The organism is Moritella sp. 28, from assembly GCF_018219435.1.
GTDB lineage: Bacteria > Pseudomonadota > Gammaproteobacteria > Enterobacterales > Moritellaceae > Moritella.
On sequence record NZ_CP056121.1, the window covers coordinates 2,495,952 to 2,522,471 of the forward strand.

27 protein-coding genes, 1 pseudogene and 1 other annotated feature are annotated in these 26,520 nt (G+C 38.1%); of the genes and pseudogenes, 19 read left to right on the forward strand and 9 right to left on the reverse strand.

Annotation, left to right across the window (positions count from 1 at the left end; all coding sequences use genetic code 11):
* Positions 1-28 precede the first annotated feature (28 nt).
* Genes hisC through hisG form a run of 3 tightly spaced genes read right to left on the reverse strand, consistent with a single transcriptional unit; the run spans position 29 to position 3,339 of the window.
* A complete protein-coding gene (gene hisC, locus HWV02_RS11165; protein WP_211679709.1) occupies positions 29-1,096 on the reverse strand; it encodes a histidinol-phosphate transaminase in 1,068 nt (355 codons plus the stop codon).
* Positions 1,093-2,388 (reverse strand): histidinol dehydrogenase, encoded by a 1,296-nt coding sequence (hisD, locus tag HWV02_RS11170; protein ID WP_211679711.1) that lies wholly within the window; start codon positions 2,386-2,388, stop codon positions 1,093-1,095. Before hisD ends, hisC begins: the two co-directional genes overlap by 4 nt.
* Before the next feature lie 39 nt (positions 2,389-2,427).
* Complete coding sequence (gene hisG, locus HWV02_RS11175; RefSeq protein ID WP_211679714.1) at positions 2,428-3,339, reverse strand: ATP phosphoribosyltransferase; 912 nt, start codon at positions 3,337-3,339, stop codon at positions 2,428-2,430.
* A gap of 37 nt (positions 3,340-3,376) precedes the next feature.
* Positions 3,377-3,496, reverse strand: a sequence feature (His leader region).
* Between the two features lie 491 nt (positions 3,497-3,987).
* On the opposite strand from hisG, the gene HWV02_RS11180 reads away from it, so the two are divergent.
* Entirely contained in the window at positions 3,988-4,839 is an 852-nt protein-coding gene (locus HWV02_RS11180; RefSeq protein ID WP_211690493.1) for a PhzF family phenazine biosynthesis protein, read from the forward strand.
* Between the two features lie 72 nt (positions 4,840-4,911).
* On the opposite strand, the pseudogene HWV02_RS22845 reads toward HWV02_RS11180, so the two are convergent.
* Positions 4,912-5,228, reverse strand: a pseudogene (locus HWV02_RS22845) (IS110 family transposase); the annotation flags it as partial.
* A 219-nt stretch (positions 5,229-5,447) separates the two neighbouring features.
* Between HWV02_RS22845 and HWV02_RS11185 the strand changes: the two are divergent.
* The 12 genes from HWV02_RS11185 (at position 5,448) to HWV02_RS11240 (ending at position 14,309) form a co-directional block, all read left to right on the forward strand.
* Complete coding sequence (locus HWV02_RS11185; RefSeq protein WP_211690494.1) at positions 5,448-5,843, forward strand: hypothetical protein; 396 nt, start codon at positions 5,448-5,450, stop codon at positions 5,841-5,843.
* Positions 5,844-6,277: 434 nt separating this feature from the next.
* Complete coding sequence (locus tag HWV02_RS11190; protein WP_211679723.1) at positions 6,278-6,682, forward strand: GFA family protein; 405 nt, start codon at positions 6,278-6,280, stop codon at positions 6,680-6,682.
* A 98-nt stretch (positions 6,683-6,780) separates the two neighbouring features.
* On the forward strand, positions 6,781-7,221 hold the full coding sequence (locus HWV02_RS11195) for an N-acetyltransferase (protein ID WP_211679725.1): 441 nt from the start codon (positions 6,781-6,783) through the stop codon (positions 7,219-7,221).
* 117 nt (positions 7,222-7,338) lie between these two features.
* Positions 7,339-7,971, forward strand: a complete 633-nt coding sequence (locus tag HWV02_RS11200) for a LysE family translocator (protein ID WP_211690495.1) — start codon at positions 7,339-7,341, stop codon at positions 7,969-7,971.
* A 183-nt stretch (positions 7,972-8,154) separates the two neighbouring features.
* A complete protein-coding gene (locus tag HWV02_RS11205; protein ID WP_211690496.1) occupies positions 8,155-8,367 on the forward strand; it encodes a hypothetical protein in 213 nt (70 codons plus the stop codon).
* The gene (locus HWV02_RS11210; protein ID WP_211679731.1) at positions 8,352-8,765 is read left to right on the forward strand and encodes a GNAT family N-acetyltransferase; all 414 of its coding nucleotides are present in this window, start codon (positions 8,352-8,354) and stop codon (positions 8,763-8,765) included. The genes HWV02_RS11205 and HWV02_RS11210 overlap by 16 nt, the downstream gene beginning before the upstream one ends.
* Before the next feature lie 174 nt (positions 8,766-8,939).
* A complete protein-coding gene (locus tag HWV02_RS11215) occupies positions 8,940-9,458 on the forward strand; it encodes a GNAT family N-acetyltransferase (RefSeq protein ID WP_211690497.1) in 519 nt (172 codons plus the stop codon).
* A 61-nt stretch (positions 9,459-9,519) separates the two neighbouring features.
* Entirely contained in the window at positions 9,520-9,975 is a 456-nt protein-coding gene (locus HWV02_RS11220; protein ID WP_211679735.1) for an N-acetyltransferase, read from the forward strand.
* Between the two features lie 7 nt (positions 9,976-9,982).
* Positions 9,983-11,260, forward strand: a complete 1,278-nt coding sequence (locus tag HWV02_RS11225) for an MFS transporter (protein WP_211690498.1) — start codon at positions 9,983-9,985, stop codon at positions 11,258-11,260.
* 248 nt (positions 11,261-11,508) lie between these two features.
* A complete protein-coding gene (locus tag HWV02_RS11230; protein WP_211690499.1) occupies positions 11,509-12,336 on the forward strand; it encodes a hypothetical protein in 828 nt (275 codons plus the stop codon).
* 427 nt (positions 12,337-12,763) lie between these two features.
* The gene (locus HWV02_RS11235; protein WP_211690500.1) at positions 12,764-13,609 is read left to right on the forward strand and encodes an MBL fold metallo-hydrolase; all 846 of its coding nucleotides are present in this window, start codon (positions 12,764-12,766) and stop codon (positions 13,607-13,609) included.
* Positions 13,610-13,895: 286 nt separating this feature from the next.
* Entirely contained in the window at positions 13,896-14,309 is a 414-nt protein-coding gene (locus HWV02_RS11240) for a GNAT family N-acetyltransferase (RefSeq protein ID WP_211690501.1), read from the forward strand.
* A 53-nt stretch (positions 14,310-14,362) separates the two neighbouring features.
* Here the strand turns inward: HWV02_RS11240 and HWV02_RS11245 are convergent, their stop codons facing one another.
* Both HWV02_RS11245 and fdxA read right to left on the reverse strand, forming a co-directional pair.
* Positions 14,363-14,806 (reverse strand): hypothetical protein, encoded by a 444-nt coding sequence (locus tag HWV02_RS11245; protein ID WP_211690502.1) that lies wholly within the window; start codon positions 14,804-14,806, stop codon positions 14,363-14,365.
* A gap of 214 nt (positions 14,807-15,020) precedes the next feature.
* On the reverse strand, positions 15,021-15,344 hold the full coding sequence (gene fdxA / locus HWV02_RS11250; RefSeq protein WP_211675445.1) for a ferredoxin FdxA: 324 nt from the start codon (positions 15,342-15,344) through the stop codon (positions 15,021-15,023).
* A gap of 223 nt (positions 15,345-15,567) precedes the next feature.
* Between fdxA and HWV02_RS11255 the strand changes: the two genes are divergently transcribed.
* Entirely contained in the window at positions 15,568-17,184 is a 1,617-nt protein-coding gene (locus HWV02_RS11255; protein ID WP_211679745.1) for an NAD(P)/FAD-dependent oxidoreductase, read from the forward strand.
* 119 nt (positions 17,185-17,303) lie between these two features.
* Here the strand turns inward: HWV02_RS11255 and HWV02_RS11260 are convergent, their stop codons facing one another.
* Positions 17,304-18,407, reverse strand: coding sequence for a phosphoribosylaminoimidazolesuccinocarboxamide synthase (locus HWV02_RS11260; RefSeq protein ID WP_211679747.1), 1,104 nt, complete (start codon positions 18,405-18,407; stop codon positions 17,304-17,306).
* Between the two features lie 342 nt (positions 18,408-18,749).
* Between HWV02_RS11260 and HWV02_RS11265 the strand changes: the two genes are divergently transcribed.
* The 5 genes from HWV02_RS11265 (at position 18,750) to rnd (ending at position 25,375) form a co-directional block, all read left to right on the forward strand.
* Entirely contained in the window at positions 18,750-20,660 is a 1,911-nt protein-coding gene (locus HWV02_RS11265; protein ID WP_211690503.1) for an ATP-dependent DNA helicase, read from the forward strand.
* 12 nt (positions 20,661-20,672) lie between these two features.
* Positions 20,673-21,377 carry a tRNA (adenosine(37)-N6)-threonylcarbamoyltransferase complex dimerization subunit type 1 TsaB gene (gene tsaB / locus HWV02_RS11270; RefSeq protein ID WP_211675468.1) on the forward strand — a complete coding sequence of 235 codons (705 nt, stop codon included), beginning with the start codon at positions 20,673-20,675 and terminating at the stop codon, positions 21,375-21,377.
* 6 nt (positions 21,378-21,383) lie between these two features.
* A complete protein-coding gene (locus HWV02_RS11275; RefSeq protein ID WP_211690504.1) occupies positions 21,384-22,253 on the forward strand; it encodes an alpha/beta fold hydrolase in 870 nt (289 codons plus the stop codon).
* A gap of 224 nt (positions 22,254-22,477) precedes the next feature.
* Positions 22,478-24,136, forward strand: coding sequence for a long-chain-fatty-acid--CoA ligase FadD (gene fadD / locus HWV02_RS11280; protein WP_211690505.1), 1,659 nt, complete (start codon positions 22,478-22,480; stop codon positions 24,134-24,136).
* 108 nt (positions 24,137-24,244) lie between these two features.
* Positions 24,245-25,375: a ribonuclease D gene (rnd, locus tag HWV02_RS11285; protein ID WP_211690506.1), complete on the forward strand. Its 1,131-nt coding sequence runs from the start codon at positions 24,245-24,247 to the stop codon at positions 25,373-25,375.
* Positions 25,376-25,435: 60 nt separating this feature from the next.
* On the opposite strand, the gene minE is transcribed toward rnd, so the two are convergent.
* Positions 25,436-25,702 (reverse strand): cell division topological specificity factor MinE, encoded by a 267-nt coding sequence (minE, locus tag HWV02_RS11290; RefSeq protein WP_211679757.1) that lies wholly within the window; start codon positions 25,700-25,702, stop codon positions 25,436-25,438.
* A complete protein-coding gene (minD, locus tag HWV02_RS11295) occupies positions 25,703-26,512 on the reverse strand; it encodes a septum site-determining protein MinD (protein WP_211675478.1) in 810 nt (269 codons plus the stop codon).
* Positions 26,513-26,520: the final 8 nt, after the last annotated feature.

Sequence of the window (26,520 nt, forward strand, 5' to 3'; positions counted from 1 at the left end):
TGTATTTTTATTTTTTAATGCTCTTATATTAAGAGAGTACGGACTTTAAAGCGGCTAATGTATTGTGCATTTCAGCCGCGCTGCCTAAGGTGATTCGAATACAGTTTTCTAATCTTACTTTGGAACTAAAATCTCTTAATACAATACCTTGTTCGCCTAATAAGCTAAACACTTTTTGGCTATCGCTAAATTGTATTAATACATAGTTACCTGTGGCTGGGAATACTTTTGTTACCCCCTGCAACTGATTTAACTCGTCGATAAATGCACTGCGCATACCATTCAGCTGAGTTACGCGGGCTTGCATCGTACTAATGCCTGATTCTGTTAACGCTTGAGTGGCAATTTGTGCCACAGGCTCAGGTACTGGATAAGGTGCAATTACTTTTGACAGTAAACCAATAACGGTTTTACTGGCTAATGCAAAACCGCAGCGTAATGATGCTAACGCGAATGCTTTTGATAGTGTTCTTAAAATGACAAGGTTATCGAAGTCTTGCAACAATGATACTTGTGATGCTTCGGGGCAAAATTCGATATAAGCTTCATCGCATACGATAATGGCTTTATCTTTTGCTGCGTTCAATAAATCAGTTAAGTGGTCTGTACTAAGTAGATTACCCGTTGGGTTATTTGGTGCACACAAGAACACAACATTTACCGTGTCTAGCTGTGCTTTAATCGCATCATAATCAGGGTCGAAATTCGCATCTAGATCCTGTCTTATGATATTTACACCACACGTTTCAGCACTGATTTCATACATGCCATAAGTGGGTGGATTAATGAGAATACTATCTTTACCTGGCTCACAGAAAGTACGAATCAGCAGTTCAATCGCTTCATCAGCACCACGTGTAGTGATAATTTGTTCTGGTGTTACACCCGCGTATTCGGCATAACCATTAATTACTGATGCGGGTTGAAACTCGGGATAGCGATTTAAGCGACTACAGTCTAATGAATAGTGGCCTGAATCAGGGGCTTCATTGGCATTTAACCAAATATCACCTGTACCACCGATTCTACGAGCTGATAGGTATGGCGTTAGTTCTTGTACGCTCTTTCTTGCGAGTTGCGTTAATTTTTTGCTCATAGCGTTGCTCCCAAACGATCGATTCTGATTGTGACGGCACGTTTGTGTGCGTCGAGTCCTTCTGCATCAGCCAGACAAGTGACCGTCTTCGCCAAGCTCTTGAGACCATCTTGGGTTAACTCCTGAACAGTGAAGCGTTTAGTAAAATCTGCAAGACCTAAACTTGAATAGGTTTTGGTGTAACCATAGGTTGGTAATACATGGTTAGTACCACTTGCATAATCACCGACAGACTCTGGTGACCAAGCACCTAAGAAAATTGAACCCGCATGTTTCAGTTTCGGCAACAGACTACGTGCATTCTCAGTTTGAACAATTAAATGCTCTGGTGCATAGAGGTTACTAATTGCAATTGATGTGTCTATATCATTGGTCACAATAATTAAACTTGATGCAATAGACTGTACAGCTATCTCCTGTCGAGACAAACACGCTAATTGTTGCTGAACTTCTTGAGCAACTTCTGCCGCTAACTTGCTCGATGATACAACCAGTATGGATTGTGAATCGGGACCGTGTTCAGCTTGTGAAAGTAAGTCAGCTGCGATAAAACCAGCGTCAGCGTCAGCATCGGCAATCACCAATACCTCCGATGGTCCTGCGGGCATATCAATAGCAGCCCCTTTAATATCCATGCTTACTTGGCGTTTAGCTTCCGTAACAAAAGCATTGCCAGGGCCAAAGATCTTATCTACTTTTAGTATAGATTCAGATCCGTAGGCTAGGGCTGCGATTGCTTGTGCACCACCAAGTGTATAAATTTCGGTGACACCGCATAATTGGGCGGAAAATAAAATTTCATCGGCAATCGGTGGTGGTGTTGTTAATACAATACGTTCACAATTTGCAATGTTAGCCGGTGTAGCAAGCATAAGTACAGTTGATGGTAGTGGAGCTGTGCCGCCTGGGATATATAAACCAACAGCATCAAGCGCAACCGTATGCATTTCACACATAACACCAGGCATCGTTTCTACACAAACCGTATCTTGTACTTGCGCTTCATGAAAAAGATGAATGTGTTGCTGTGCTTGTTTGATAGCTTGTTTAGTTTCATCGTCTACGCGTTGACTTGCAGCTTCAATTTCTGCCGTTGTCACACGTAAACAATCCGTTTCAACTTTATCAAGTTTTGCGGTTAATGCTTTTAATGCGGTATCACCTTCATTTCTTACTTGGGCAATTATATCGGTAACAATGTCACCTATTTTTGCCGAGTTTGATATTGCAGGTCGCATTAATAATGCTGATTGTTCTACTTGACTAAGTTGATCCCATACTACTGTCTTCATGCTTGATCCTCCCTTAACATTGCTTATGCATGCTTGCTACTAACCGAGCATTTTCTCAATTGGTAATACTAAAATTGAACTTGCGCCTAACTGTTTAAGTTCTTCCATTGTTTCCCAGAATAACTTTTCGGTACTTACCAAGTGTACTGCAACTGTATCGTCAGTCGATGCAAGTGGTAATACAGTAGGGTTTTCTGCACCTGGAAGTAGGGCTATTACCGCATCGAGTTGTGATTTTGGTGCGTGTAGCATGATGTATTTACTTTCTTTTGCTTGCATTACACCTTGAGCACGTACCATCAAACGATCAACCAATGCTTGCTTCTCTTCAGATAAGGCTGCTTTTGCTTGGATTAGCACGGCTTTAGAGTGGAAGATGTCTTGCACTTCTTTCAGGCCGTTAGCTTCAAGTGTTGCACCGGTTGATACTAGGTCACAAATCGCATCTGCAATACCAGCACGAGGAGCAACTTCAACTGAACCATTGAGCATGACTGATTTAAAATTAACGCCTTCTTTATCTAAGTAGCGTTTTAGTAGTTCAGGGTATGATGTTGCAATACGTAACCCTTCTAGTGAGTGCGGGCCTTGGTAGTCAAACTCTTCTGTTGCAGCAATAGATAAGCGGCAACCACCAAATGTCATGCGTTTAAGCAGTTTGTATTCAGCGGGTTCACCAAGACGTTTACGTTCTAGTTCTTTTTCTTCTAGTTCGTTTTCACCAATGAAACCAAGGTCAGCGACGCCGTCCATGATTAAACCGGGAATATCGTCATCACGTACACGTAGAAGGTCAACGGGCATGTTTTCACAGTGTGCGATCAGACGTTGTTCGCGCATGTTAATTTTAAGGCCCATTGCTTTAAGTAGGTTTTGGGATTCAGTGCTAAGACGGCCTGATTTTTGAATTGCGATTCTTAGTCTTGGTTGTTCATTTTTGATTTCTAACATAGTAATCCTTTAACCTTGTCAAAATAATTGTCTATAAACGAAAAAACCCCCGGAAGTTCAATCTTCCGAGGGTTTTTCTAAATGAGTTCCGGAAGTTTGCATGCATACACCTCCAGTCAACAGCCTGAAAGCTAATCAAATATGATGATGGTGATGCACGTTTACTTTCAGGTTGTTATTCATAATGTTTTTCCAGTTAGTATATTGTTACTAATAAGTGTGGTTGAGTTCACAATAACAATCTAGGATAAAATTGCAATGCTTTTTGGCGAATTATTTATAAATTATCTTCCATTACTGCTATTTAGTATTAAAAGTACTTATTTATTGCATTATCTTAATTAGGCAATATAGGGACTTGTGTGCATATTCAATCGTAGGATCAAACCAACCGCTTTAGCGCCGTCACTCATATCAATTTCCCATATACGTTGTTGTGGATACATTTCACGATAAGGTCTGTGACCTGGTTTTATTTGATTTAAAACCGCTATTTTCCATTATCTATTTGTAATTAATAGTATATTTGGTACTGTTTATAATAATTAAATTAAACTGGAATTCATGTTATACGGGATTCTGTATAACAAACTGTTAGGGTTACTCTTTGAGAGCTCTTTTCAATCTTAAAGGAATAAGTGATAAATTATGAAGTGTAAACTAGTGGATGTTTTTGCTAAAGAGAAGCTTTCTGGTAATGGATTGACAATATTTTATGATTACGACTCATTAGATGATCATAGAATGCTTTCACTAACACAAGAGATGCGCCAATTTGAATCAATATTTGTTTCAGTAAATGACGATGAGCTATCCGTTAGAGCAAGGATATTTACTGTAGAGGAAGAATTAGATTTTGCTGGTCATCCCATTATCGGTTTAGCTGCCCATTTACATGAAGAGTCAGGCGACTGTAATCCAAGAGAGTGGAAAATAGATTTAAACAAAAAATCTATTAATGTAAAAACTAAAAAGACTGCTAAATATTTCTATGCGTCTATGGCACAAGGAAAGCCTGAATTTATTCGTACACTAAATAATGACGAAAAAGAAAAGGTTCTTTTAGCTTTAAATTTAACACAAAAAAACGTGGCTAATTATCCATTAGAAGTGATTTCAACAGGGCTACCTTATCTAATTGTTCCAATATCTAGTGGTATAGACAATGCAAAAATTTTGGTCTCTGATTTTGAATTGTTATTAGAAAGCTTTGGAGCAAAGTTTGTATATGTTTTTGATATAATCAATTTCGAAGGTAGAACGTGGGATAATGATGGTGCCGTAGAAGATATTGCAACAGGGAGCGCTGCTGGACCAGCTGCCGCATACCTGACTAAACATTTATTATCGCCTTCAGAGCAGCCGGTACTCATATCACAAGGTCGCTTTTTAGGAAGGCCTAGTCAAATAGAAGCTTTTGTGGAAACTAAAGAAAATTCAATATCCAACATTTGGATATCAGGTGAAGTTATTAAGGTTGCAAACATAAGTTTTGTATAGTTTTTAGGTATAAGCCGTCGGTGATTGTGCCACACCCGATGCTTGATCCTATACGCTAACTCAACAATTTTATCATGCAGGCCCTCTCGATAGCCTTAATTTAGGCTCTACGGGTGTCAGCACTATTTCATGCGATATCGCCCTGATATAGGCAATCATCTCCCGCGGTATTGCCGTGATAATCACGTTATCGTGTTGCCTCGACGCCACAGCCTAAGCTGTACTTTCCATGCGATATCAACAATGGTTTTACCTAGGTCTTCCTGTCGAAGTTACAGCTCTTTGGATATGTTTGCTGCAAAACGATAGGTGTGCCCCTTCGACCAGCAATTACCACTCTTGGTGATAGATCCGAACTTACGACTGCCACCACTGCTCCACGAAGTTGGAGGCTAGCACCTTGTAGGAGTCATTATGTCTAAGCAATTAACAAGAAAAATACAATGCTAGATTTCTAATTTATAGCTAATACAAACATTTAAATAAGCTTTTGTTAGTTATTTAGTTTGGTTTTATTACTGTTTTTTGATCTTTATTAGTATTTTTAATATCTATACGGCAACATTAGAACCAATCAATCAAATACAAAGATAATAAAGGAAAGTAATATGCAGTTATGTATAAAGAATAAACTATCTATTGTGAGCGGGCTTGGAGCACTACTCGGCTTTATATCATATATATTGATGAGTTTAATGCCATCACTTCAGCGTGAGTGTTTGCTATATATAATTACTCCTATCACTTTCATATTAGCTTTACTGTTTAGTATTGATGATACTATGCTTTTAGGTAATGAAAAACCAAGAGGATTATGGCCTGCGATGTCAAGTTTAAGCAGCTGTTTATCAGCAATTTCATTCGGATATATAGCGTTTTCGAGTGAACAATTTACTGGTATATATAACCTTGCTTTTATATCAAGTTTATTGATTTTTATTCCATATATCACTTTTGAGTTCATTGATTTCGAGCAAAACACATCAACGAACAAAGCGAGTTAATGACAATGTAAACCTCAGAGCTAAATAAAAATTTGTGTAATACAACTTTTTATTTACTCCGGTTTATACTTTTTTTTAACCACTATTAATTGCCAAATCCCAGAGTCTAAGCACATAAACGAAGTGTAGGGTTATATGTGGATATTTTGATTCGAACCGACGAGCCAATTTTGTAACTGGTTGTTTAGTCGTGTATTCTTGCCTATGTCGATTTTTTTTGGCGCCCCGCACATCTTCAATATAAGCGACCTCAATAATTATTTTGTGTGTCCATGCCAATAAAAACTATGTTATGTTTACTCATGCTAGTCTCCATTAATATTTTTTAACAAATATATTATGGCTCTGGTATTAAAAGATAACCCACGAAGTTGGAGGCTAGCACCTCGTGGGAGTAATTATGTCTATGTGGAATAAATTATGAGGATTAAAGAATGAAAATGACGGGAAGTTGTTGCTGTGGGAATATACATTTTGAAGTTCTAGAGAAACCAAAATATATTGGTTATTGCCATTGCAGTATATGTCAAAAAATTCACGGGTCTCCATTTTCTGCCTTCGCAGCATTCTCAACCAGTTCATTTAATATTATTAAAGGGAGTGAATGTTTAAGCTATTTTCAATCCTCTGAAAATGTACGACGTTCGTTTTGTTCAAACTGTGGTTCTAAAATAATATTTGAACACAAATTAGAAAAATCGATATGGATTTCAGCTGGAAGTTTAGATTTTGATCCAGGGTTTAAAGCTAGGTCGCATATGTTTACAGATTCAAAGGCTCCTTGGCATGAAATTAATGATGATCTTGAGAAGCATAAACAGTTTCCGAACTATACATAACAAGTTTGTGAACGCAGATTTATTTACCGGTGCTCCGTACGACAAAATAAACTGATTACAAAAGAGTTAAGTGTCTTCATCTATCTACGAGGTTCAGTGTGATCGAAATTGTATCTAAAAATAATATTATGGAAGTATTACCTTTGATTCGTGCTTATCAAGAGTTTTACAATGTCGCTGATATTTCAGATTTTAAAAATGAAGTGTTTTTCTCTCAATTTGGCGAGTCTAACCCTGCGGGTTGTCAGTTTATTTATCGTGATAATGGTATCGTGGTTGGTTTTGCTACAGTATATTTTTCTTACGCTTCAAGTATTATTTCCAAGGTTGCTGTATTAAATGATTTATATACTGTGTCGGGCTTACGAGGTAAGGGAGTCGGTAGAAAACTAGTAGAACATTGTCATAAATACGCATCTGAAAATAATGCGTCAAGGCTTCAATGGGTAACAGCTCCAGATAATGAGGTTGCACAAAAGCTTTACGACTCAATGGATGCTAGTAAGAGTAATTGGCATTTTTATGCATACAACACTTAACAAACTGTTAAACAAAGACAAAATACAGTTGGTTTTTGCTCCTTCGTCGCGTATTTTAACCAACTGATATTTGCTCAGTATTAGGGCGTTATATTTACATCTATCAAGGAAGATCTGATGATTCCATTTGAAACACTAATGCTTTTTCTCGTAACTACATTTGTGGTTGTACTTTCGCCTGGACCTGCGGCAATTGCAGTAACAGCCGAATCTGTATCTAATGGGTTTAAGAGGTCTTTTTTAGTAATTTTAGGTATTGCCACTGCAAACGTTGTATTTTTCGTTTTGTCAGCAACCGGAATCGCGGCGCTTTTAATTGCCTCGCATACTCTTTTTTCTATAATAAAATGGATGGGCGTTGCATATCTTCTATATCTTGGTTTCACTGTTATTTTCAGCCATGCGGGACCTTTGAGTATAAATACATCCAGTAATAAAAAAGGCAGTGGATATAAAGTGTTTTTAAAAGGCTTTGTTTTAGAGTTATCTAACCCTAAGGCTCTTTTATATTTTTCGGCGTTGCTACCCCAGTTTATTGACATATCTAATCCAATCCTGCCTCAGTTAGCATTACTATGTTTAATTACGCTTATTTTAGATCTTTTTTGCTACTCTCTTTATGGATATTTGGGGTTCAAATCAATCAGTGTTGGTGTAAAACCTGCGATTATTAAATTTATTAATCGTTCTGCTGGAATGATGCTTATTTTTGCAGGAATAAAAATGGCATCTGTGGAAAATGAAATATAACAATAACTTACAACGGAACAAAGACAGTTGTCTATGTTTCACTTCGTTGTACTATTTTAGCCAACTATTTTGTCAGCTTAAGTGGACGTTAGGCGTCACGGAGTAGATTCATGGAACTAGTTAAAATATACCCACCTAGCATCTAGTGGGGAGTCATTATGTCTATGTCTTTCAGGAGATTCCATGAAGTTTTATCGTGCTGAAGAATATCAGGTATCTTGTGAAGAGCAGTTTCAGCGATACCACCGGGAGATACTGACGTTGCTTCCTGATGCAGTTATTGAGCATATTGAGGCATCTGAGTACCGCTTAAAAAAGTCAGCCTTTGTAGAGCACGTCTTAGCGCAGGCACAACCAATCAATCCGAGTTTAGGTAGTATATGGAATATAAATTAGATATAGAGCCATCAGATAATGATATCAATGAGATCCGTTGTGGTTTAATCAAGCATAACACTCCATTTTTGGGCGGTATTATCAAGTCAAAGGTTAGCTACTACGCCGTAGAGGGGGACAAAAAAATGGGTGGTATTGTCGCTGACCTTTGGGGGAATTGGTTACTTATTAAATTCCTTTGGGTTGATGATTCCATGAGAGGTAAACAAGTCGGTAGCGAGCTTCTTCATCTTATTGAAGAGTATGCAAAATCAGAAGGGTGTAAGTCAGCACTTGTTGATACATTAAGCTTCCAAGCCAAACCCTTTTATGAAAAGCATGGGTACAAATGTCAAATGGTGTTGGAGAACTACCCTTTAGATTCATCGCTTTCATTCCTCACCAAATCGCTCATTTAGGTTTTAGCGTTATCGGTCGTTCGCCATTAGATGGGCAAGGTCATCCTTTCCCGTTAATCCATATGGCGTTAACCGACACATAACAAGAAAATAAACGAGGGCACGTAACAGTTGGTTACGTTTCGCTATATATTTTTAGCCCATTATTTGGGCATTAGGCATCAAAGGATAGACATGAGTAGTCTGAATATAAGAGTTTTAAATAAGGAAGACTGGAAAATTTATAAAGAACTCCGCCTCTTATCTCTACAAGACTCGCCAGATTCGTTTGGCAGTAGTCATGAACATGAGGTTCAGTTTCCTAATGAAGAGTGGGTTTCTCGTCTTGATCCTGATAATCGGGCGAAATATGCACGGCCACTTATTGCAGAGCTAAATGGTGTTGCAATAGGTCTAGCTTGGGGAATGCTTCACAGTCCGAGCGATAAAACAGCCCATATCTATCAAGTGTGGGTTTCTTCTCGTGTTCGTGGTCAAGGTGTTGGTCGATTATTGCTTAACAAAATCATTGAATGGGCAAAAAACTGTGGTTTGGATTATATTTCTTTAGCAGTAACAACGACCAATATGGCCGCTGTTCATCTATATAAAACGATTGGGTTTGAGCCTTGTGGGTCATTAGAAAGGCTCCGAGAAATATCAGTGCTGTCTGTTCAACCAATGAGATTGAAATTGTGTACTAATGTTGCCTAACAAACGCTTGAATACAGCGGATTAGAGCGTCTTAATGTCTATGTGTTCTCAAGGGGTAAGTATGGATATCCAGTTTAAAAGTGCTTCTGAGATGAAATATGCAGAGTCACTAACTCAGTCCAATATGTCTCGTTATTATTTAACTCGGAATATCGTTTGGGATAGCAATTTGTATAAAAATAACTGGGCCCAATTGGATAATTTTGACATATTCGCGGATGGACTTCGTGTTGGTGTTGTTCGTTTTAGTTATAACGAATCAACCACTTTTCTACGAGATTTACAGTTAAGTCCAGAATTTCAAGGAAAGGGAATTGGAAGTAAAAGTCTCGATATTATTGTTGAACATGCAAGGCAGCATAAATCGACAAAGTTACTTCTTCGCGTTTTTAGTGAAAACCCAGCCGTCAAACTATATAAAGAAAAAAAGTTTACTCAAACCGTAGACGTGAATGGGTTAATAGAAATGGAGCTTACCTTAAGTTCAAGCTTGCCCTTTAGCATAACCAGAGTTTAAAAACGGAATGAAAACATTTTCCAAATATTTTAGGCGTTTCATGATTCAGAAGTTTTTGTCAGCGATTTCGATTTATCGCGGTTTACCGAAAAATATCTATTATCTAGCGGTCGCAAGAATGATTTTAGGAATGGGTAATTTTATCATTCCCTTTTTAGTTTTATTTTTAACAGATAAGTTGGGTTATTCAGCTACGGTCGCAGGCTCTCTAGCTATGGGGGTTACTGGGACTTATCTTTTGGGTAGTTTTTTAGGTGGGAAGTTATCGGATATATTAGGGTATAAACTGGTCATGGTTTTCGGTGAGTTTATAGGGGCTCTATTACTCATTTTCTGTGGTTTCTTTTCTGATGCTCCTGTATTGGTGCCAGCATTTTTATTTGGTGCTTATTTCTTTATTGGTTTGGCATTACCAGCAAGTAACGCTTTAGTCGCAGATCTATCAAATGCGAATAATCGTGATGCGGTCATGTCGTTGAGCTATCTAGCCTATAATTTTGGTTCAGCTTTAGGTCCAATTATGGCGGGGTATTTATTCTGGAATTATACCGAATGGATATTCTTTGGTAATGGTTTCGCCGCATTGTTTGGCGTTTTGATTGTGGCTATGTTTATTCAGGTACAACCTGAAACTGAACCTATAAAGGAAAGTGAGTTAGAAAAACCTGTTTCTGGCTCAGTCTGGTCTGTCCTGAGGGCAAGACCAAGACTATTGTTTTTCACTTTCCTTTGCGGATTATTGTGGTACTCATTAAATCAAATGACGATGGCAAGCCCGCTATATTTGAGCCATATATTTGGAGACGAGGGGCCCATTGTATTTGGGCAGCTAATGACCTATGCGTGTGTATTAGTTGTATTTATTACGCCAATGTTAATGAAGTTTACGGCAAATAAAGCTGAAACAATCAGCTTGGCATATGCAGGTTTTATGTTTGCATTTGGATATATGCTAGTAATGCTGTTCCCAAATATTCCCGTGCATTTTCTCGCTTGGTTATTTCTATCTGCCGGTGAAGTCCTGCTGTTGACGAAAGAGGGCATATATTTAGCTAATAACTCTCCATCTAGTCATCGAGGGCGAATCCAAGGTGTACTGATTACGCTCCGAAGTGTTTTGGTTATGCCAAGTTTTATCGTTATCGGTTACTTTATCGATAATTATGGTTACCGTTTTACTTGGTATAGTGTGATCGCAATTTCAATTGTTGCTGCTATTGGGCTTTATGTAATGACAATCAAAAACAAGCAGGGTCCTGTAGTTGCTATTGAAAAATATTCATAACAAGCAATCAAGGTCATCAATTTTATTAGGCAATATTGTAAAGACTTATGGTATTGCTTTTCGTCGTATAGATCATATCTGAGCGTGGAACAGTATTACTTAGCCACTACATAGCACTACAAGCTTTAAGTGAGTCACTTGTTAAAATCCTACCTATGTGTACCGACAGTAATAGTCCTGTAAACCATCTAATTTAATCTTATTCGCCTACACTTAGCAGATAAAATAACTAAATGGTGATAACTAAGATGTTTAATACAACATTGTGTACCCGTTTATTCATCCTGACATGCCCCTTTACAACTCAGCTTTATGCCGCCGACTGGAAAATGAATGTAGGTGTGCATGATTTTTTCGTCGCTCAGGAGAGCTCGCATACGTTCGGTGCTGGGGTTGGACTTGTCGTATTACACACAACAGAGAATGAGATTCTGTTAACTGGAAGTGTTGATGCTTTTATTGATCGAGATAAGGATGAGCTTGATCAAGACCATATTCCTATTTGGTATCAATTTAAGTTGTTAAGTAAAGCCTTACTCGCGCGGCTTTCAAAAGACGTATCGGTTAATTGGTTAATAGACATCAAGGGGAGATGCAATACAGTAAGTGCAGTAGAGCAAGAGTTTAAGTTGATGCCGGGAGTTAATCTCCAGTACGACTCACCTTCTTTGTCTATAGCCTCGACGTTTTTAACGGGCTATTACTTCTTAGAAATAGATGATGATGCGCCGAAACCTCGTGGTTACGCTCGAGAGGATTTGCAAAATAAAAGCGGGGCAATGTCACTCAGTGCGGATGTGCGCTTTGCTTTAGGGGAAAAGCTGGAAATGAACGCATCAGTGCAACAATGGCATGATGGCGATGCCTGGCTTGAAAATCAATATGCGTTTAGCCTAGTTTATAATACAACTGATTGGATTAAAAAGAGCAGCACTATTATCAGTGCCGTGTACACAAAATATAATTTAGATCCTTATGATAATAAACCCGCGAGTGCACCTGATTATCAAGCGATATTGGCTTGGGATAATGATATGGTGATCCGCGCTTATATTAGCTTCCCACTAGGTTGGTGATGTCCAAGGCTGCAATTCTTTCTTATCAAACATTGATAGCTAACTCTGTATGGTTATAAAACAGGGGGCGTCCATATGCGCCTTAGTACAATAACTTTAACTCGATTCTGCCCCTTTCTGCGTTAGAGATTCTACTCATTCATATTGACACTTCGCCATACATTTTATCATGTAAGGAATGGGATAGATTTGTCATATCACAACTGCTCACGCGAGCTCAATAGGAAGGCAAGCCTTGATTAGATATAATACAAAGCGCTTCCCCCATGCGACTGTATCCCATATTATTAAAGCATTAAAGAGGGCTTTTATCTGAGTGGTGAAATGGCTGTTAAGTAGTTAGTAACATTAATAAACTAGTGTAAATAATGGCACCTGAAAATTCAGGTATAGTAGACTTAACTAAACAATGGTTTAGGAAGTCAATATGATACTTACAGCGTTAATTGATAATACTCGATTAGATGATAGAACAGACCTTAAGGTTGAAAGAGGGTTATCTTTTCATATAAAAACGATGGGGCAAGAAATTCTGTTTGATGCTGGTAGCAGTAAAGCCTTTTGTGATAATGCCATTTTATTAGGCATTAAGATGGAAGATGTTGATACTGCAATTATTTCGCACCGTCATCATGATCACTGTAATGGCGTCACTCATTTCCTTGACCGAAATTCTAAGGCTCAGGTCTATTTCCGCGAATGTACAGAAACTGATTATAGTTTCAAAGCGTTTGGTTTCAAAAGTAATGTGGGTATTGATAAAGCATTATTAAACAAAGCTAGTGGTCGATTCAGCTTCATTAATAAAACTACTGAGATACGGCCAAATATTTTTATTATTACAACTCTGAGTCGTAAGTATGAACAGCCAAAAGGTAATAAATATCTCTTTACTGATTCAGGTGATGGCTGTAAACCCGACACATTTGACCATGAGTTACTCTTAGTCATCAAAGAAGATGATGGTCTTATAATATTTACTGGTTGTGCTCATAGTGGGGTGCTCAATATGATTGAAACCGCTATTGAATTGTTTCCAAACACGAGAGTTAAGGCTGTTGTCGGTGGATTTCATTTGGTCGGACTGCCTTTATTTAATAGTATTGGCGGAACAAAGAAAGACATAGAGGCAATTGGTGAAACCATGCTCACTTATCCAATAGATAAGCTCTATACTGGCCATTGTACAGGTATGAAAGCCTATGAAATATTAAAAGGTGTACTTGGTGATTCCCTTGAGTACTTCCCAACAGGACGCCGCGTAATTATTTGATTTAAAATAGGCTTAAATTTCCCTACAAAATCCAATGTGTATTACCATCAGCTAGTATAATAACTCCAAGCCATTACTGTCCAGTTCTGGCTTAGTCTAATAATGCTAATCCGAGTTGCCCAAAGTGTGTTAGCAAAGTTACTTACTCACATATAAGCATATCGGTTCCCCTCCGATTAAAAATAAATAATTGAATCCTGCTGTTATGCTGTGTAGTCTCGTTATAAGTTAGGAATATTTTTATCGAGAGGCGCGATAGAAACCTGTTAAGCTCTAGGGGAAACCATTGGAAATCACAGACAATCCAACAGAAGAAGATATACGCATTATTAGTTCGAATGTAAGGCATTATAATCTAGAGTTCATGCCAAATGATTTCAGTGAGTTAGCTGTATTTGAACGAGATAGTCAGGGAGTATTAATTGCGGGGTTAGCTGCAAAGACATATTGGGAAAGGCTTGATATTGATTATTTGTGGGTGTCTTCCGAACACAGGGGTAAAGGTATTGCCCGAGAGTTACTTTTAAAGGCCGAAGAAGAGGCTATTCACCGTGGTTGTAAATACGCTCAACTTGATACCTTCGATTTTCAGGCTAAAGAGTTTTATGAAAAGTTAGGATATGAAATTTTTGGTAAGCTTGATGGTTATAAAAATGGACATAAGAGATTTTATTTGAAAAAGTGTTTAAAGCTGACTTAACAGGCCGCTGAGATCCTCTCCATAAAATTATGAAGAGGAGAAGGACTATAGTATCAATCTAAAAGACCTAATAACAAGGCCGCAGCTGCTGTTTGTAAAGCTTCATCATCATCTTTAGCGTTTTTAATCACACCGACTTCTTGTAAAGAATGTGGATTATTACCTTTATACACCTTGCCCCACTTAACACTATAGCTAGTAGAGCTCGCACATTCGTATCGACCTACTTCTTGACCAAAAACATCATAAATTTTGTGCCATTTAGCACTGTAACCTGTTGTTGATTCATTTTCCCATTTTCCAACTTCGTTTGAATCTTTGTATACTTTGCCCCATCTAGCATTGTAACCTGTTGTTGATTGACTTTCGCATTGTCCAACTTCGGTTGAACCTTTGTACACTTTGCCCCATTTGCCACTGTAACTAGTAGAATGTGCAGTTTCAAAGACCCCTACCATTTCTGAGTAACCTGAATCACTTTTGTAAATATCAGCCATTTAATCATCCTTAATTTTAGTGAGAATATCTAACGTGCTGAATATATCACGAAGAATAACTCCTAACCTATTGATTATATGACTAAGATTGAAAAATGTGATTCAACATCAGTTAGCTGAATTTTTCGTCCTTATATACCTAATTTACTGGGTACACTATTTTCATAAGGTTAGAATAGATGGATTTGGGTTACATGATAGGGTATAGCAATTATTAGCGCTCGAGTAAGGACAGCTTATTTTCGACGCCATCCCATACGTCAGCATCTGCTGGTGGCTCGCATTTATCCGTGATTACAGGCCATAGTTCAGAGAGCTCTTCATTTAATTCGATAAATATCTCTTGATCTTCAGGCACTTCATCTTCTTGGAAAATTGCATCGACAGGACATTCTGGTACGCAAAGTCCACAATCAATACAGGCTATCGGATTTATGACTAAAAAGTTTGGTCCTTCATGAAAGGCATCAGCAGGGCATACAGGGACACAATCACCATGTTTACATTTAATACAGTTTTCGGTTACGACAAAAGCCATGATGCTTGTTCCTCAATTTTCAAAGTGCTGGCATTATACGTAAGCACGACTTAAAAGCAATTAACATCCTATAAAGGCAGTAAAAGAGGCTTGAAAAACAACCTAATTTCAAATAATAAAATGCATATTTATTAATAATAACGTAAAATACCCGCCCTAAGATTTTAGTTTTCTGGCTAGTGCTCTAACAGCGCGATGCACTTTGATATTTGGATAATTTTCTATGTTACGTTTAACCGATGTAAAACTTCCGCTAGATCATGATGATCAAGCTATTAATGAATATATTTTACAGAGATTGTCACTTCAACCTGAACAATTGATTGAATATACTGTTTTTCGTCGTGGTTATGATGCACGTAAACGTGATGTGATTATCTTAATGTACACATTAGATATTACGTTGGCTGATAGCGTAGATGAGCAAACGCTTCTGGCTAAGTTTGAAAAAGATCAACATGTTCGTATTACCCCTGATATGGAATACAAATTTGTTGCTGAAAAAACAGAAGAGCTAGAGCAGCGTCCTGTTGTCATTGGCTTTGGCCCATGTGGTTTATTTACTGCGCTAATTCTTGCTCAAATGGGATTAAAACCAATTGTACTTGAACGTGGTAAAGAAGTTCGTGAAAGAACGAAGGATACATTCGGATTTTGGCGTAAGCGTGAATTAAACCCTGAATCGAATGTTCAATTTGGTGAAGGCGGTGCGGGGACATTCTCTGACGGTAAACTGTATAGCCAAGTTAAAGATCCTAAATTTCATGCTCGTAAGATCTTAACTGAATTTGTTAAAGCAGGCGCACCTGAAGAGATCATGTATTTAAGTAAGCCACACATTGGCACATTTAAACTGGTTACTATGATTGAGCGTATGCGAAAAGATATCATTGCGCTAGGCGGTGAAATTCGTTTTAGTGCTCGTGTTGATGATATTTTAATTGAAAATGATCAAGTTACAGGTGTTGAACTTGCTGGTGGCGAAATTATTGAAACAAACCATGTTTCTCTGGCTATTGGCCACAGTGCGCGTGATACATTCGAAATGCTACAAAAACGTGGTGTTTATCTAGAAGCTAAACCTTTCTCAATAGGTTTCCGTATTGAACATAAACAATCAGCAATAGATAAAGCTCGATTCGGTAAAAATGCGGGTAACCCACTACTAGGTTCAGCCGATTATAAACTTGTTCATCATTGTAAGAATGGCCGTTCAGTTTATAGCTTCTGCATGTGTCCAGGCGGCACTGTTGTTGCTGCAACGTCAGAAGAGGGTCACGTTGTTACCAATGGTATGAGCCAATATTCACGAAATGAAATGAATGCGAACAGCGCTATCGTTGTTGGTATCACACCAGAAGATTACCCAGGTAACCCATTGGCAGGTATAGACTTACAGCGTAAGTGGGAAAGAAATGCGTTTGTTATTGGTGGTAGCAACTACGACGCTCCAGGACAAACTGTAGGTGATTTCCTTACTGGTCGTGGCGAAGGTGAGTTTGGTGATGTGGTTCCTTCATACAAGCCAGGTCTTAAATTCACAGACTTAAGCAAAACTCTTCCTCCGTTTGCTGTTGCAGCTATTCGTGAAGCCATTCCTGCTTTTGAAAAGAAAATTAAAGGTTTCTCTTCGAAAGACGCAACACTAACGGGTGTTGAAACTCGTACATCATCGCCTGTAAGTATTAAACGTGGTCGTGATTTCCAAAGTGTTAGCACGAAAGGCTTATATCCTGCTGGTGAAGGTGCTGGTTATGCTGGTGGCATTTTATCTGCGGGCATAGATGGCATTAAAGTAGCGGAAGCAATGGCGCTTTCTATGCTTGTAAAAGAAGCTTAATTACTTATTTAGTGAGTTTAAATAAGTTTTAGAAAATCGGTATTAAAAAAGGAGAGCTAATTAGCTCTCCTTTTTCATTTTAACGTTTTAATCAATCTGCGATTTGATACCCGCAGGTATTAGTCGATAAGATTATAATCGTTACGTAATATTTCAATGATTTCAGCTTTCGGATTATCAGATAAAATAATCTTTTCGCCAGTGATCTTCTCTGCGATATTCAAATAAGTTTCAGAAACAGACATTAATACAGATGTCGGTAATACATTATGTTCAGCAAGCGCTAAACGTTCATCCATTCTGTTTTTATTGAGTAAAATATCTGGCTCAGGGAAGTGGTTAAGTAATAACTGACGGAAACCTTCTTTTGAGTTTTCAACCACATCACCTTCACGGAAAGCGGCTGCATCCCAAATACGTGATGAATCCGGTGTACCAACTTCATCCATATAGATAAGCTTGTCTTGACCTTTACTGTCTGTTACATAGCCAAATTCGAATTTAGTATCAACAAACATTTGGTCAACATCCGCTAATGCATCACTGATTACGTTAAAGCCTTCTTTTAGTAACTTTTCGTAGTAAGTAATATCATCAGGCGATTTGAAGTTAAATGCTTCGTAGTTATCTGAAATGTTTTTGCGAGTGATATTAACATCATCGACAGCTGGAACACCTGGAATGCCTTCTAAAATACCTTTAGTTGACGGTGTAATGAGTAGCTCTGGTAATTTTTGGTCTTTAGTTAAACCTTCAGGTAGTTCAATACCACAGAAATTACGCTCGCCTTGACTATAAGCGCGCCACATAGAACCTGTGATGTATTGGCGGCAAATAGCTTCAATCATTACTGGTCTGGCTTTTTGAACGATCCAAATGAATGGGTGAGGGATATCAAGAATATGGCTATCAGCTAAACCGTTTTCACGGAAAGACTTAAACCAATGGTTTGAAATTGCGTTTAACGCCGCACCTTTCCCAGGTACACCGCGCATGCCGCCTTCACCGTGCCAAATGCATTCAAAGGCAGAGATACGGTCACTAATAACCATAATTGCAAGTGGTGCATCCGCCGCTACATCGTAACCTTTTTCTTCGATCAAGCGACGACTGTCAGCTTCAGTTAACCAGTAAACAGAACGCACTTTACCGCTGTGAACAGGTTTATCTGTACGGATCGGTAAATCATTGTTTACAGCTAATACTTTATCAGCAAGACTCATTGTTAACTATCCTTATTGAGTTTAATCGTTTAAATAAAACTTACACCTAAGTAACTTGGAAGAGTTTCTTTCATTTTCCCTGAAGGCTCTTCCAAGTTACTTTGGACTAATTTAGCTAGATTCGAGGTGTTGCTGTCGATTTGACGGCGATTTTACCAGATGTGGAGAGTGATGCCACTATTACTGATTAATTTTGTTAAAAAGAACAAAGTATAAGGAGGTGACTTTCTAAAATAGGGTCGAAAAATAACCATAAACTCGATTTTATAAAACATCAATTTGATTATTACGACGAGTGATGATATTAAATGCTGTCTTATAAAACTATATGGAAACTTGTTTGTGATAGAGCAATATTTTTTATCGGGTGGCGCTTTAGCCAAGGTCATCGATGGCTATACCGCTCGTCAACCACAAATAGATATGGCAAAAGCCATTAATTCAGTGATCACAAACAAGGGAAGTTTAATCGTTGAAGCTGAAACGGGGACTGGTAAAACGTTTGCCTATCTAATACCAGCATTGATTAATGATAAAACAACAATTATAAGTACGGGTAGTAAAAATCTTCAAGAGCAATTATTCAATCGCGATTTACCCTTTATTATTGATGCATTAAACAGCAAAGCTAAAACGGCACTACTAAAAGGACGTAATAACTATTTGTGTACAGACCGTTTAGCTCGTTTAGGGCGAGAAACTCAATATCAAAATCAAACTATATTAAGTGATTATGTTAAAGTAAAGGGTTGGTCCAATATCACTATTAGCGGTGATATGAGTTCAGTGCCGGGTCTTAAAGACGACGCAGAAATTTTACCCTTAGTTACCTCTACTAATGATAATTGCTTAGGGCGAGATTGTCCTGACTATGACGATTGTTTTTTAGTCAAAGCGCGCCGTAAGGCGCTTGAAGCGGATGTAGTGGTTGTTAATCATCATTTATACTTTGCTGATTTGAATGTTAAAGACTCAGGGTTTGGTCGACTCTTACCAGACGCTGATGTGATTGTTTTTGATGAAGCTCACCAAGTACCAGATATTGCTTCAGAGTATTTTGGTAAAAGAATCACCAGTAAACAGATACAAGCACTTTGTAAAGATGTGCAGTATTTAGGGCGAACAGATCTTAAGGACTCAATACAAGTAACTAAAGCTGCGAATGGTTTAGCGAATGCTACGCAAGATTTAAGATTGAGTTTTTCGATGGAATCTGGACGTGGAAATTGGCGGCATTTATTCAGTCAACAAGCGGTAATGAAAACGATTATACGCTTTCAAGATCAACTCGACTTCATATATGAAGTGATCAAGCTTAATCTTGGTCGAACGGAACTTGTCGATCAATGCTTTGATCGCGTGGTGGAAATTAAAGCAACATTTCAACAAATAATGGCGGTTAATAATACTGGCGAGAGCTATTGGTATGAATGCACTAAGCGAAACTTTACTTTAAATATAACGCCACTTAATATTGCAGAACGTTTTAGCGCTGAACAAGAAAAAAGCAAATCAACCTGGATTTTTACTTCTGCGACATTAGCTGTCGATAATGGTTTCTCACATTATCGCCAACAAATGGGACTCGCAGATGCGAAAGAGTTAATTCTAGCAAGCCCATTTGATTATCACAACCAGGCAATGTTGTGCGTACCGCGTAATATACCTGAGCCAAATGATCCAAATATAGCCCGTATACTGGTTGAAAAATTAGCACCTATTATTATAGCCAATAAAGGTCGCTGTTTTTTCTTATGCACAAGTCATTACATGATTAGGCAAGTAGCGAGTTTATTACAACAACAGCTGACTATGCCGATCTTTGTCCAAGGACAAGATAATAAACAAGTCTTACTCGACCAATTTATTGAGCACGGTAATGCGTTACTGATTGGGACATACTCGTTCTGGGAAGGTATCGATGTACGTGGGCAAACATTAAGCTGTGTTATTATTGATAAATTGCCTTTTGCGTCACCAGATGATCCTCTTTTACAAGCGCGTATTGAAGATTGCCAGCGTAAAGGTGAAGATCCTTTCTCTGCATTGCAAATACCAAAGGCTGTTATTAATTTAAAGCAAGGAGTAGGGCGTTTAATCCGTGATGTCAAAGACACTGGATGTGTTATTATTTGTGATACACGTATCGTCTCTCGTGGATATGGCGCAACGTTTATCAATAGCTTACCCGATATGCCACGAACCAGAGATATAAATAGCGTTTTATCTTTTATTAAGAAAACTAACAATTAGAAAGTGAATTTTATGAGTAATATTTTAGCACTAGATACATCAACAGAAAATTGTTCTGCCGCATTGAGCATTAACGGCCAGGTATTAGTGAGAGAGCTAGAAAGCCCACGCGAGCACACTAAGCGTATATTGCCTATGGTCGATAGCTTATTGACTGAAGCAGGGGTTAAATTAAAAGATTTAGATGCACTCGCATTTGGTCGTGGACCAGGCAGCTTTACCGGTGTTCGTATTGGGACGGGGATTGCGCAAGGTTTAGCATTTGGTGCTGATTTACCAATGCTACCAATTTCAACCCTGGCAGCGATGGCGCAAGGTGCTCATCGTTTACACAATGTAACTGACGTATTACCGGCAATTGATGCACGTATGGGCGAAATATATTTTGCTCATTACAAGCTCAATGGAGCGGGCGTAATGACACTAGTTGATAAAGAAATTGTAGTTACGCCAGATCAGCTATTGGCTGATTTTAATAAATCAGAAACTGCATTCCATACGCTTGGAACGGGTTGGTCTACCTATGCTGAACAACTTGCTGATTTAAGCGTTGCTCAACTAACAGCATGTGAAGGTATACAGTTCCCAAGTTCACAAGATATGCTCATTATTGCAGCGGCTGAATTCGAACAAGGGAATGCGGTTTCAGTTGAAGATGCTATGCCTGTTTACGTTCGCGATACAGTAACCTGGAAAAAACTACCGGGTAGAGAGTAAATTCTAATGAATAGCTTTAGTATAGAGGTCAATGGTAAAACTATTGCTGGTTTACGCTATGGTGATAAGTCCAAACCTATTTTACTGGCTGTTCATGGGTGGTTAGACAATGCTGCAAGCTTTATTCCTCTTGTTGAAGAACTAAAGCGTAATTTAGATGATGGCTCATTACCCTATCAATTGATTGCGATAGATTTACCCGGTCATGGTCATTCTGATCATAAGAGAGGTCATTACAATTTCATTGAATGGGTAGAGGATCTTTATCAAATAATTAAAACACAGCATTGGGGCATCGTCAGTATAGTTGGGCACTCAATGGGCGCAATGATAAGTTCCATTTTTGCAGCGACATTTCCAGAACTTGTTAATCGTTTGATACTAATCGAAGGGTTGGGCGCAATTTCAGCAGAAGCTGAACAAACAGTAAACCTATTGCGCAAAGGGATAGAAAGTCGTTATAATTACCACCAAAGTGTTACTTGTGGTGCTAATGCTTTCACATTGGAAAAAGTCGTTAAAGCACGTTGTTTTGTTTCTGATTTGACGGAGCAAAATGCTGTATTGATATGTAGAAGAAATTTAATTATTAATACAGAAAAAATAACATGGCGATCTGATCCTAAGCTAAAACTGCGATCTTTGGTTAGGTTGACAGAGCCTCAGGTTATTGATGTTTTATCATCTATATCAACAAGGTGCCTGATTATTGTTGGTGATAAAGGTTATCCTTTAATTGTTGAGAAATTGAAATTAGACATATTTAATAAAGAAAATTTTGATATTTTGACACTTACCGGTGGGCATCATGTTCATATGGATAATGCTGTCGAAACTGCAAGTGCTATCGTTAAATTTGTTGATAAATTAAAATAATAGTTTATTTAATCGATAAAAATAGAGTTTATATTATCTAATTCTAAATAATGAAGATTTAAATAAGCGTCTAATATAGATATTTCATTTGTTAATTGAGTGTTAATCAATTAAGATCTGTTCACAATAAATAATTTCATCAATAGCGGCTAAATATTATAAATGGATTAATAATACTTAGTCGTTTTGTTAAATTAATAAGTTAAATAAAAAGGAGTGGTAAGGTGGAAAAGGTTTGGTTAAATAGATACCCGGAAAATGTCCCCGCAGAAATTGACTTTGGTTCATTTCGTTCTTTGAACGATATATTCGATCAAACAGTTCAAAAATTTGGTAACAACCCTGCATATGTAAATATGGGTTGTTCATTAACTTATGGTGAAATCGAAGAAAAATCTCGTGCTTTTGCAGCTTACCTTCAAAACGAGCTTAAATTAAATAAAGGCGACCGTGTCGCGTTAATGATGCCAAACTTACTTCAATACCCAATTGCCTTATTTGGTGTATTGCGTGCGGGTTTGGTGATTGTTAATGTAAATCCTTTATATACACCGCGTGAATTAAAACATCAGTTAAACGATTCTGGTGCCAAAGCAATTGTTATTATCTCAAACTTTGCAAGCGTTTTGGAAAAAGTGATTAAAGACTCACCAGTTGAACATGTAATTTTGACGCAGTTGGGAGATCTGTTCTCACCTGTTAAAGGTACTATCACAAACTTAGTTGTTAAGTACGTGAAGAAAATGGTTCCTAAGTTCAACTTACCAAATGCGATCCCATTCAATCGTGTGTTGAATAAAGGTCGTTCAATGAAGTTTACCAAAGTTGAAACTGGCTTTGATGATATTGCCTTTCTTCAGTATACAGGTGGTACTACAGGTGTATCTAAAGGTGCAGTATTAACGCACAAAAATATGCTTGCAAATGTATTACAGGCAGAAGGTGCATACGGTAGTATTATTGACCGTGGAACTGAAACCGTTATTACAGCATTACCGCTATATCATGTATTTGCCTTAACAGTGAATGGTTTGTTGTTCTTCTTGAGTGGTGGTAAGAATATTCTTATTACAAACCCTCGCGATCTTCCTGCGTTAATTAAAGAAATTGACGACCATAAACCGACTGCAATTACTGGTGTAAATACCTTATTTAATGCGCTTGTTAATGATGAAACATTCGCAAAGATTGATTTTTCTGCATTGAAGCTTTCAGTCGGTGGCGGTATGGCTGTTCAACGTTCTGTTGCGGACAAATGGAAGAAGATAACTGGTAATCACTTACTTGAAGGTTATGGTTTAACTGAATGTTCACCACTTGTAACTGTAAATCCTTACGATCTGCATGAATACAATGGCTCAATCGGTTTACCTGTATCATCGACGGATGTTCGTATCATTGATGAAGACGGTGGCGTTTTAACAAAACCTGGCGCAGTTGGTGAGATGCAAGTTCGTGGTCCTCAAGTCATGCAGGGTTATTGGCAGCGTCCACAAGAGACAGCCGAAGTGATTACTGCCGATGGCTGGTTAAACACAGGTGATATCGCACGTATGGATGAAGATGGTTTCTTCTACATAGTTGACCGTAAAAAAGATATGATCCTTGTGTCAGGCTTTAACGTATTCCCTAACGAAATTGAAGACGTACTAACGTTAAATGACAACATTCTTGAAGCCGCTGCTATTGGTGTTCCTCATGAGTCATCAGGCGAAACAGTTAAAATCTTCGTTGTGAAGAAAGGTGAAATTTCGAAAGAAGAGATTGTTGCGCATTGTCGTGAGCACCTTACTGCGTATAAAATTCCTCGTATTATTGAATTCCGTGATGAATTACCTAAGAGTAACGTAGGTAAAATTTTACGCCGTGAATTACGCGATTAGTACTAGATCTAATTTAAAGTAATAAAACACTTATCATTGGTAATATATTTCGCTAAAATTAAGCCACTTTCTAAATTGTAAGAAAGTGGCTTTTTTTTGAGGTTATAAGTGGAATATATTTTAGTTGAAGATCAAATAACATTGCAGAAGATGATAGCTCAATGTGCGGAAGTTGAAATTTTAGCTATCGACACTGAATTTATCAGACAGCGTACTTATTACCCAATCTTAGGATTGTTTCAGTTATATAATGGTACTGAAACGTATTTAGTCGATCCACTCGCTATTGATGACCTTAGCGCATTATGGCAACTCCTCGATCGTCAACCTGTTGTTCTTCACGCTTGTTCTGAAGATCTTGATGTATTCATGACGGTTGCAAATAAATTTCCCGATTTTTTCCATGATACCCAAATTGCAGCTGCATTTTGTGGACTAGGTTCTTCTCTCGGTTTTGGAGGATTAGTTTCTGAATTTCAAAATATCACGTTAGATAAAGGTGAGTCTCGTTCTAACTGGTTAGCACGTCCATTAACACCTAAGCAGCTAAGTTATGCCGCTGCTGATGTGTATCATTTGCTGCCATGCTGGCATGAATTAAAATCCAAACTTGATGAACTAGGCTATTATGATTTTTATTTGCAAGAGTTAGATAATTTACGTCGCAGAAAAATGATCAATAAGAATCCTAAAACAGTCTATAAACAATTCAAAAATGCATCTTTTTTATCACCTCGTGAGCTTGCAATCTTACAAGCGCTGGGCGAGTGGCGTGAGAGCAATGCGGTTAACCGTGATATGGCTGTCAATTTTGTGGTTAAAGAAGCCCACCTTCTGGAAATCGCGAAACAGCAGCCTAAATCATTACGAGATCTAAATAAGTTAGGTCTACTTCCTATCGAGATTAAGCGTCACGGTAAACAGATCATCGATCTTGTTAAACAAGCTCAAAGCCTTTCAGATGAAGAGTTGCCTAAACAGTTAACGCGAATTTCTGATTATCCGGGCTATAAAAAAATAGTACAAGGAATACGTAATAAGATTGCTATCGTTGCCGATAAAACGAATATTCCAGCAGAATTAATTGGCTCAAAGAAAATTATTAATGAATTATTAAACTGGGTCTGGAAATTGACAGAGGAGGAGCGTGCTAGCGGTAGTAAGCCTGTGTTGTTAAGTGATTGGCGTGCAGAACTGATCGGTAATAACTTGTTTGAAGGTTTAATGGCTAATAAGTAATAAGTAATAAGTAATAAGTAATAGCAAGTGTACATGAATGTTGTACACTTGCTTAAATGCTTACTGGTCTTCAGATAGAGTCACGTTCAGTTCTAAAACTGAAAGATTGTTGTCTCTTTGGTCAAGTTGAACATTAACCTGATCTGATGTTACAGCTACATACTTTTTGATGACTTCAAGTATATCCAGCTTTAACTGTGGTAAATAATCTGGCGTGCTGTCACGTATGTTACGTTCATGTGCAACAATTATTTGTAAGCGGTCTTTCGCTAAATTAGCAGATGACACATCCGGTTTTGATGTGCGAAAATAATCAAGTAACGACATTTAACCTCCAAAAATTCTGCTTAAAAAGCCTTTCTTTTCTACGTCAAGAAAACGAAATTCGCGCTCTTCACCTAAAATTCTAGAAACAGTATCTGCATATGCTTGTCCTGCATCACTTTCTGTGTCAAGGATCACAGGTTGGCCACAGTTGGATGCTTTCAATACGGCTGCCGATTCAGGGATGACACCTGCAAGCGGTACGGCTAAAATTTCAGTGATGTTTTCAACACTTAACATATCACCACGTGCAACGCGTTCTGGTACGTAACGAGTAATAAGCAAATGTTCTTTAATCGGTTCTAGACCTTGTTCGGCACGACGAGAGCGGCTTTGTAGCATACCGATAATACGGTCTGAATCGCGCACTGACGAGACTTCAGGGTTTGTGGTAATAACCGCGACATCTGCAAAGTATAATGCCATCATAGCGCCTGCTTCGATTCCTGCAGGTGAATCGCAAATAATGTAATCATGATTTTCAGCAAGTTGGTCTAATACTTTACCAACGCCTTCTTTTGTGAGTGCATCTTTATCACGTGTTTGCGAAGCGGGTAGAATATTCAGGTTCGCTACGCGTTTATCTTTAATTAAAGCTTGCGACAGGTTTGCTTCACCGTTGATTACATTAACAAAGTCATAAACCACACGGCGTTCACAGCCCATGATTAAGTCTAAATTACGTAAACCGATATCGAAATCGATAACAACAGTTCTTTTCCCTCGCATTGCTAATCCAGTTGCAATAGCGGCGCTTGTAGTCGTCTTACCTACACCACCTTTACCGGATGTTACGACAATAATCTCAGCCATTTTAATTC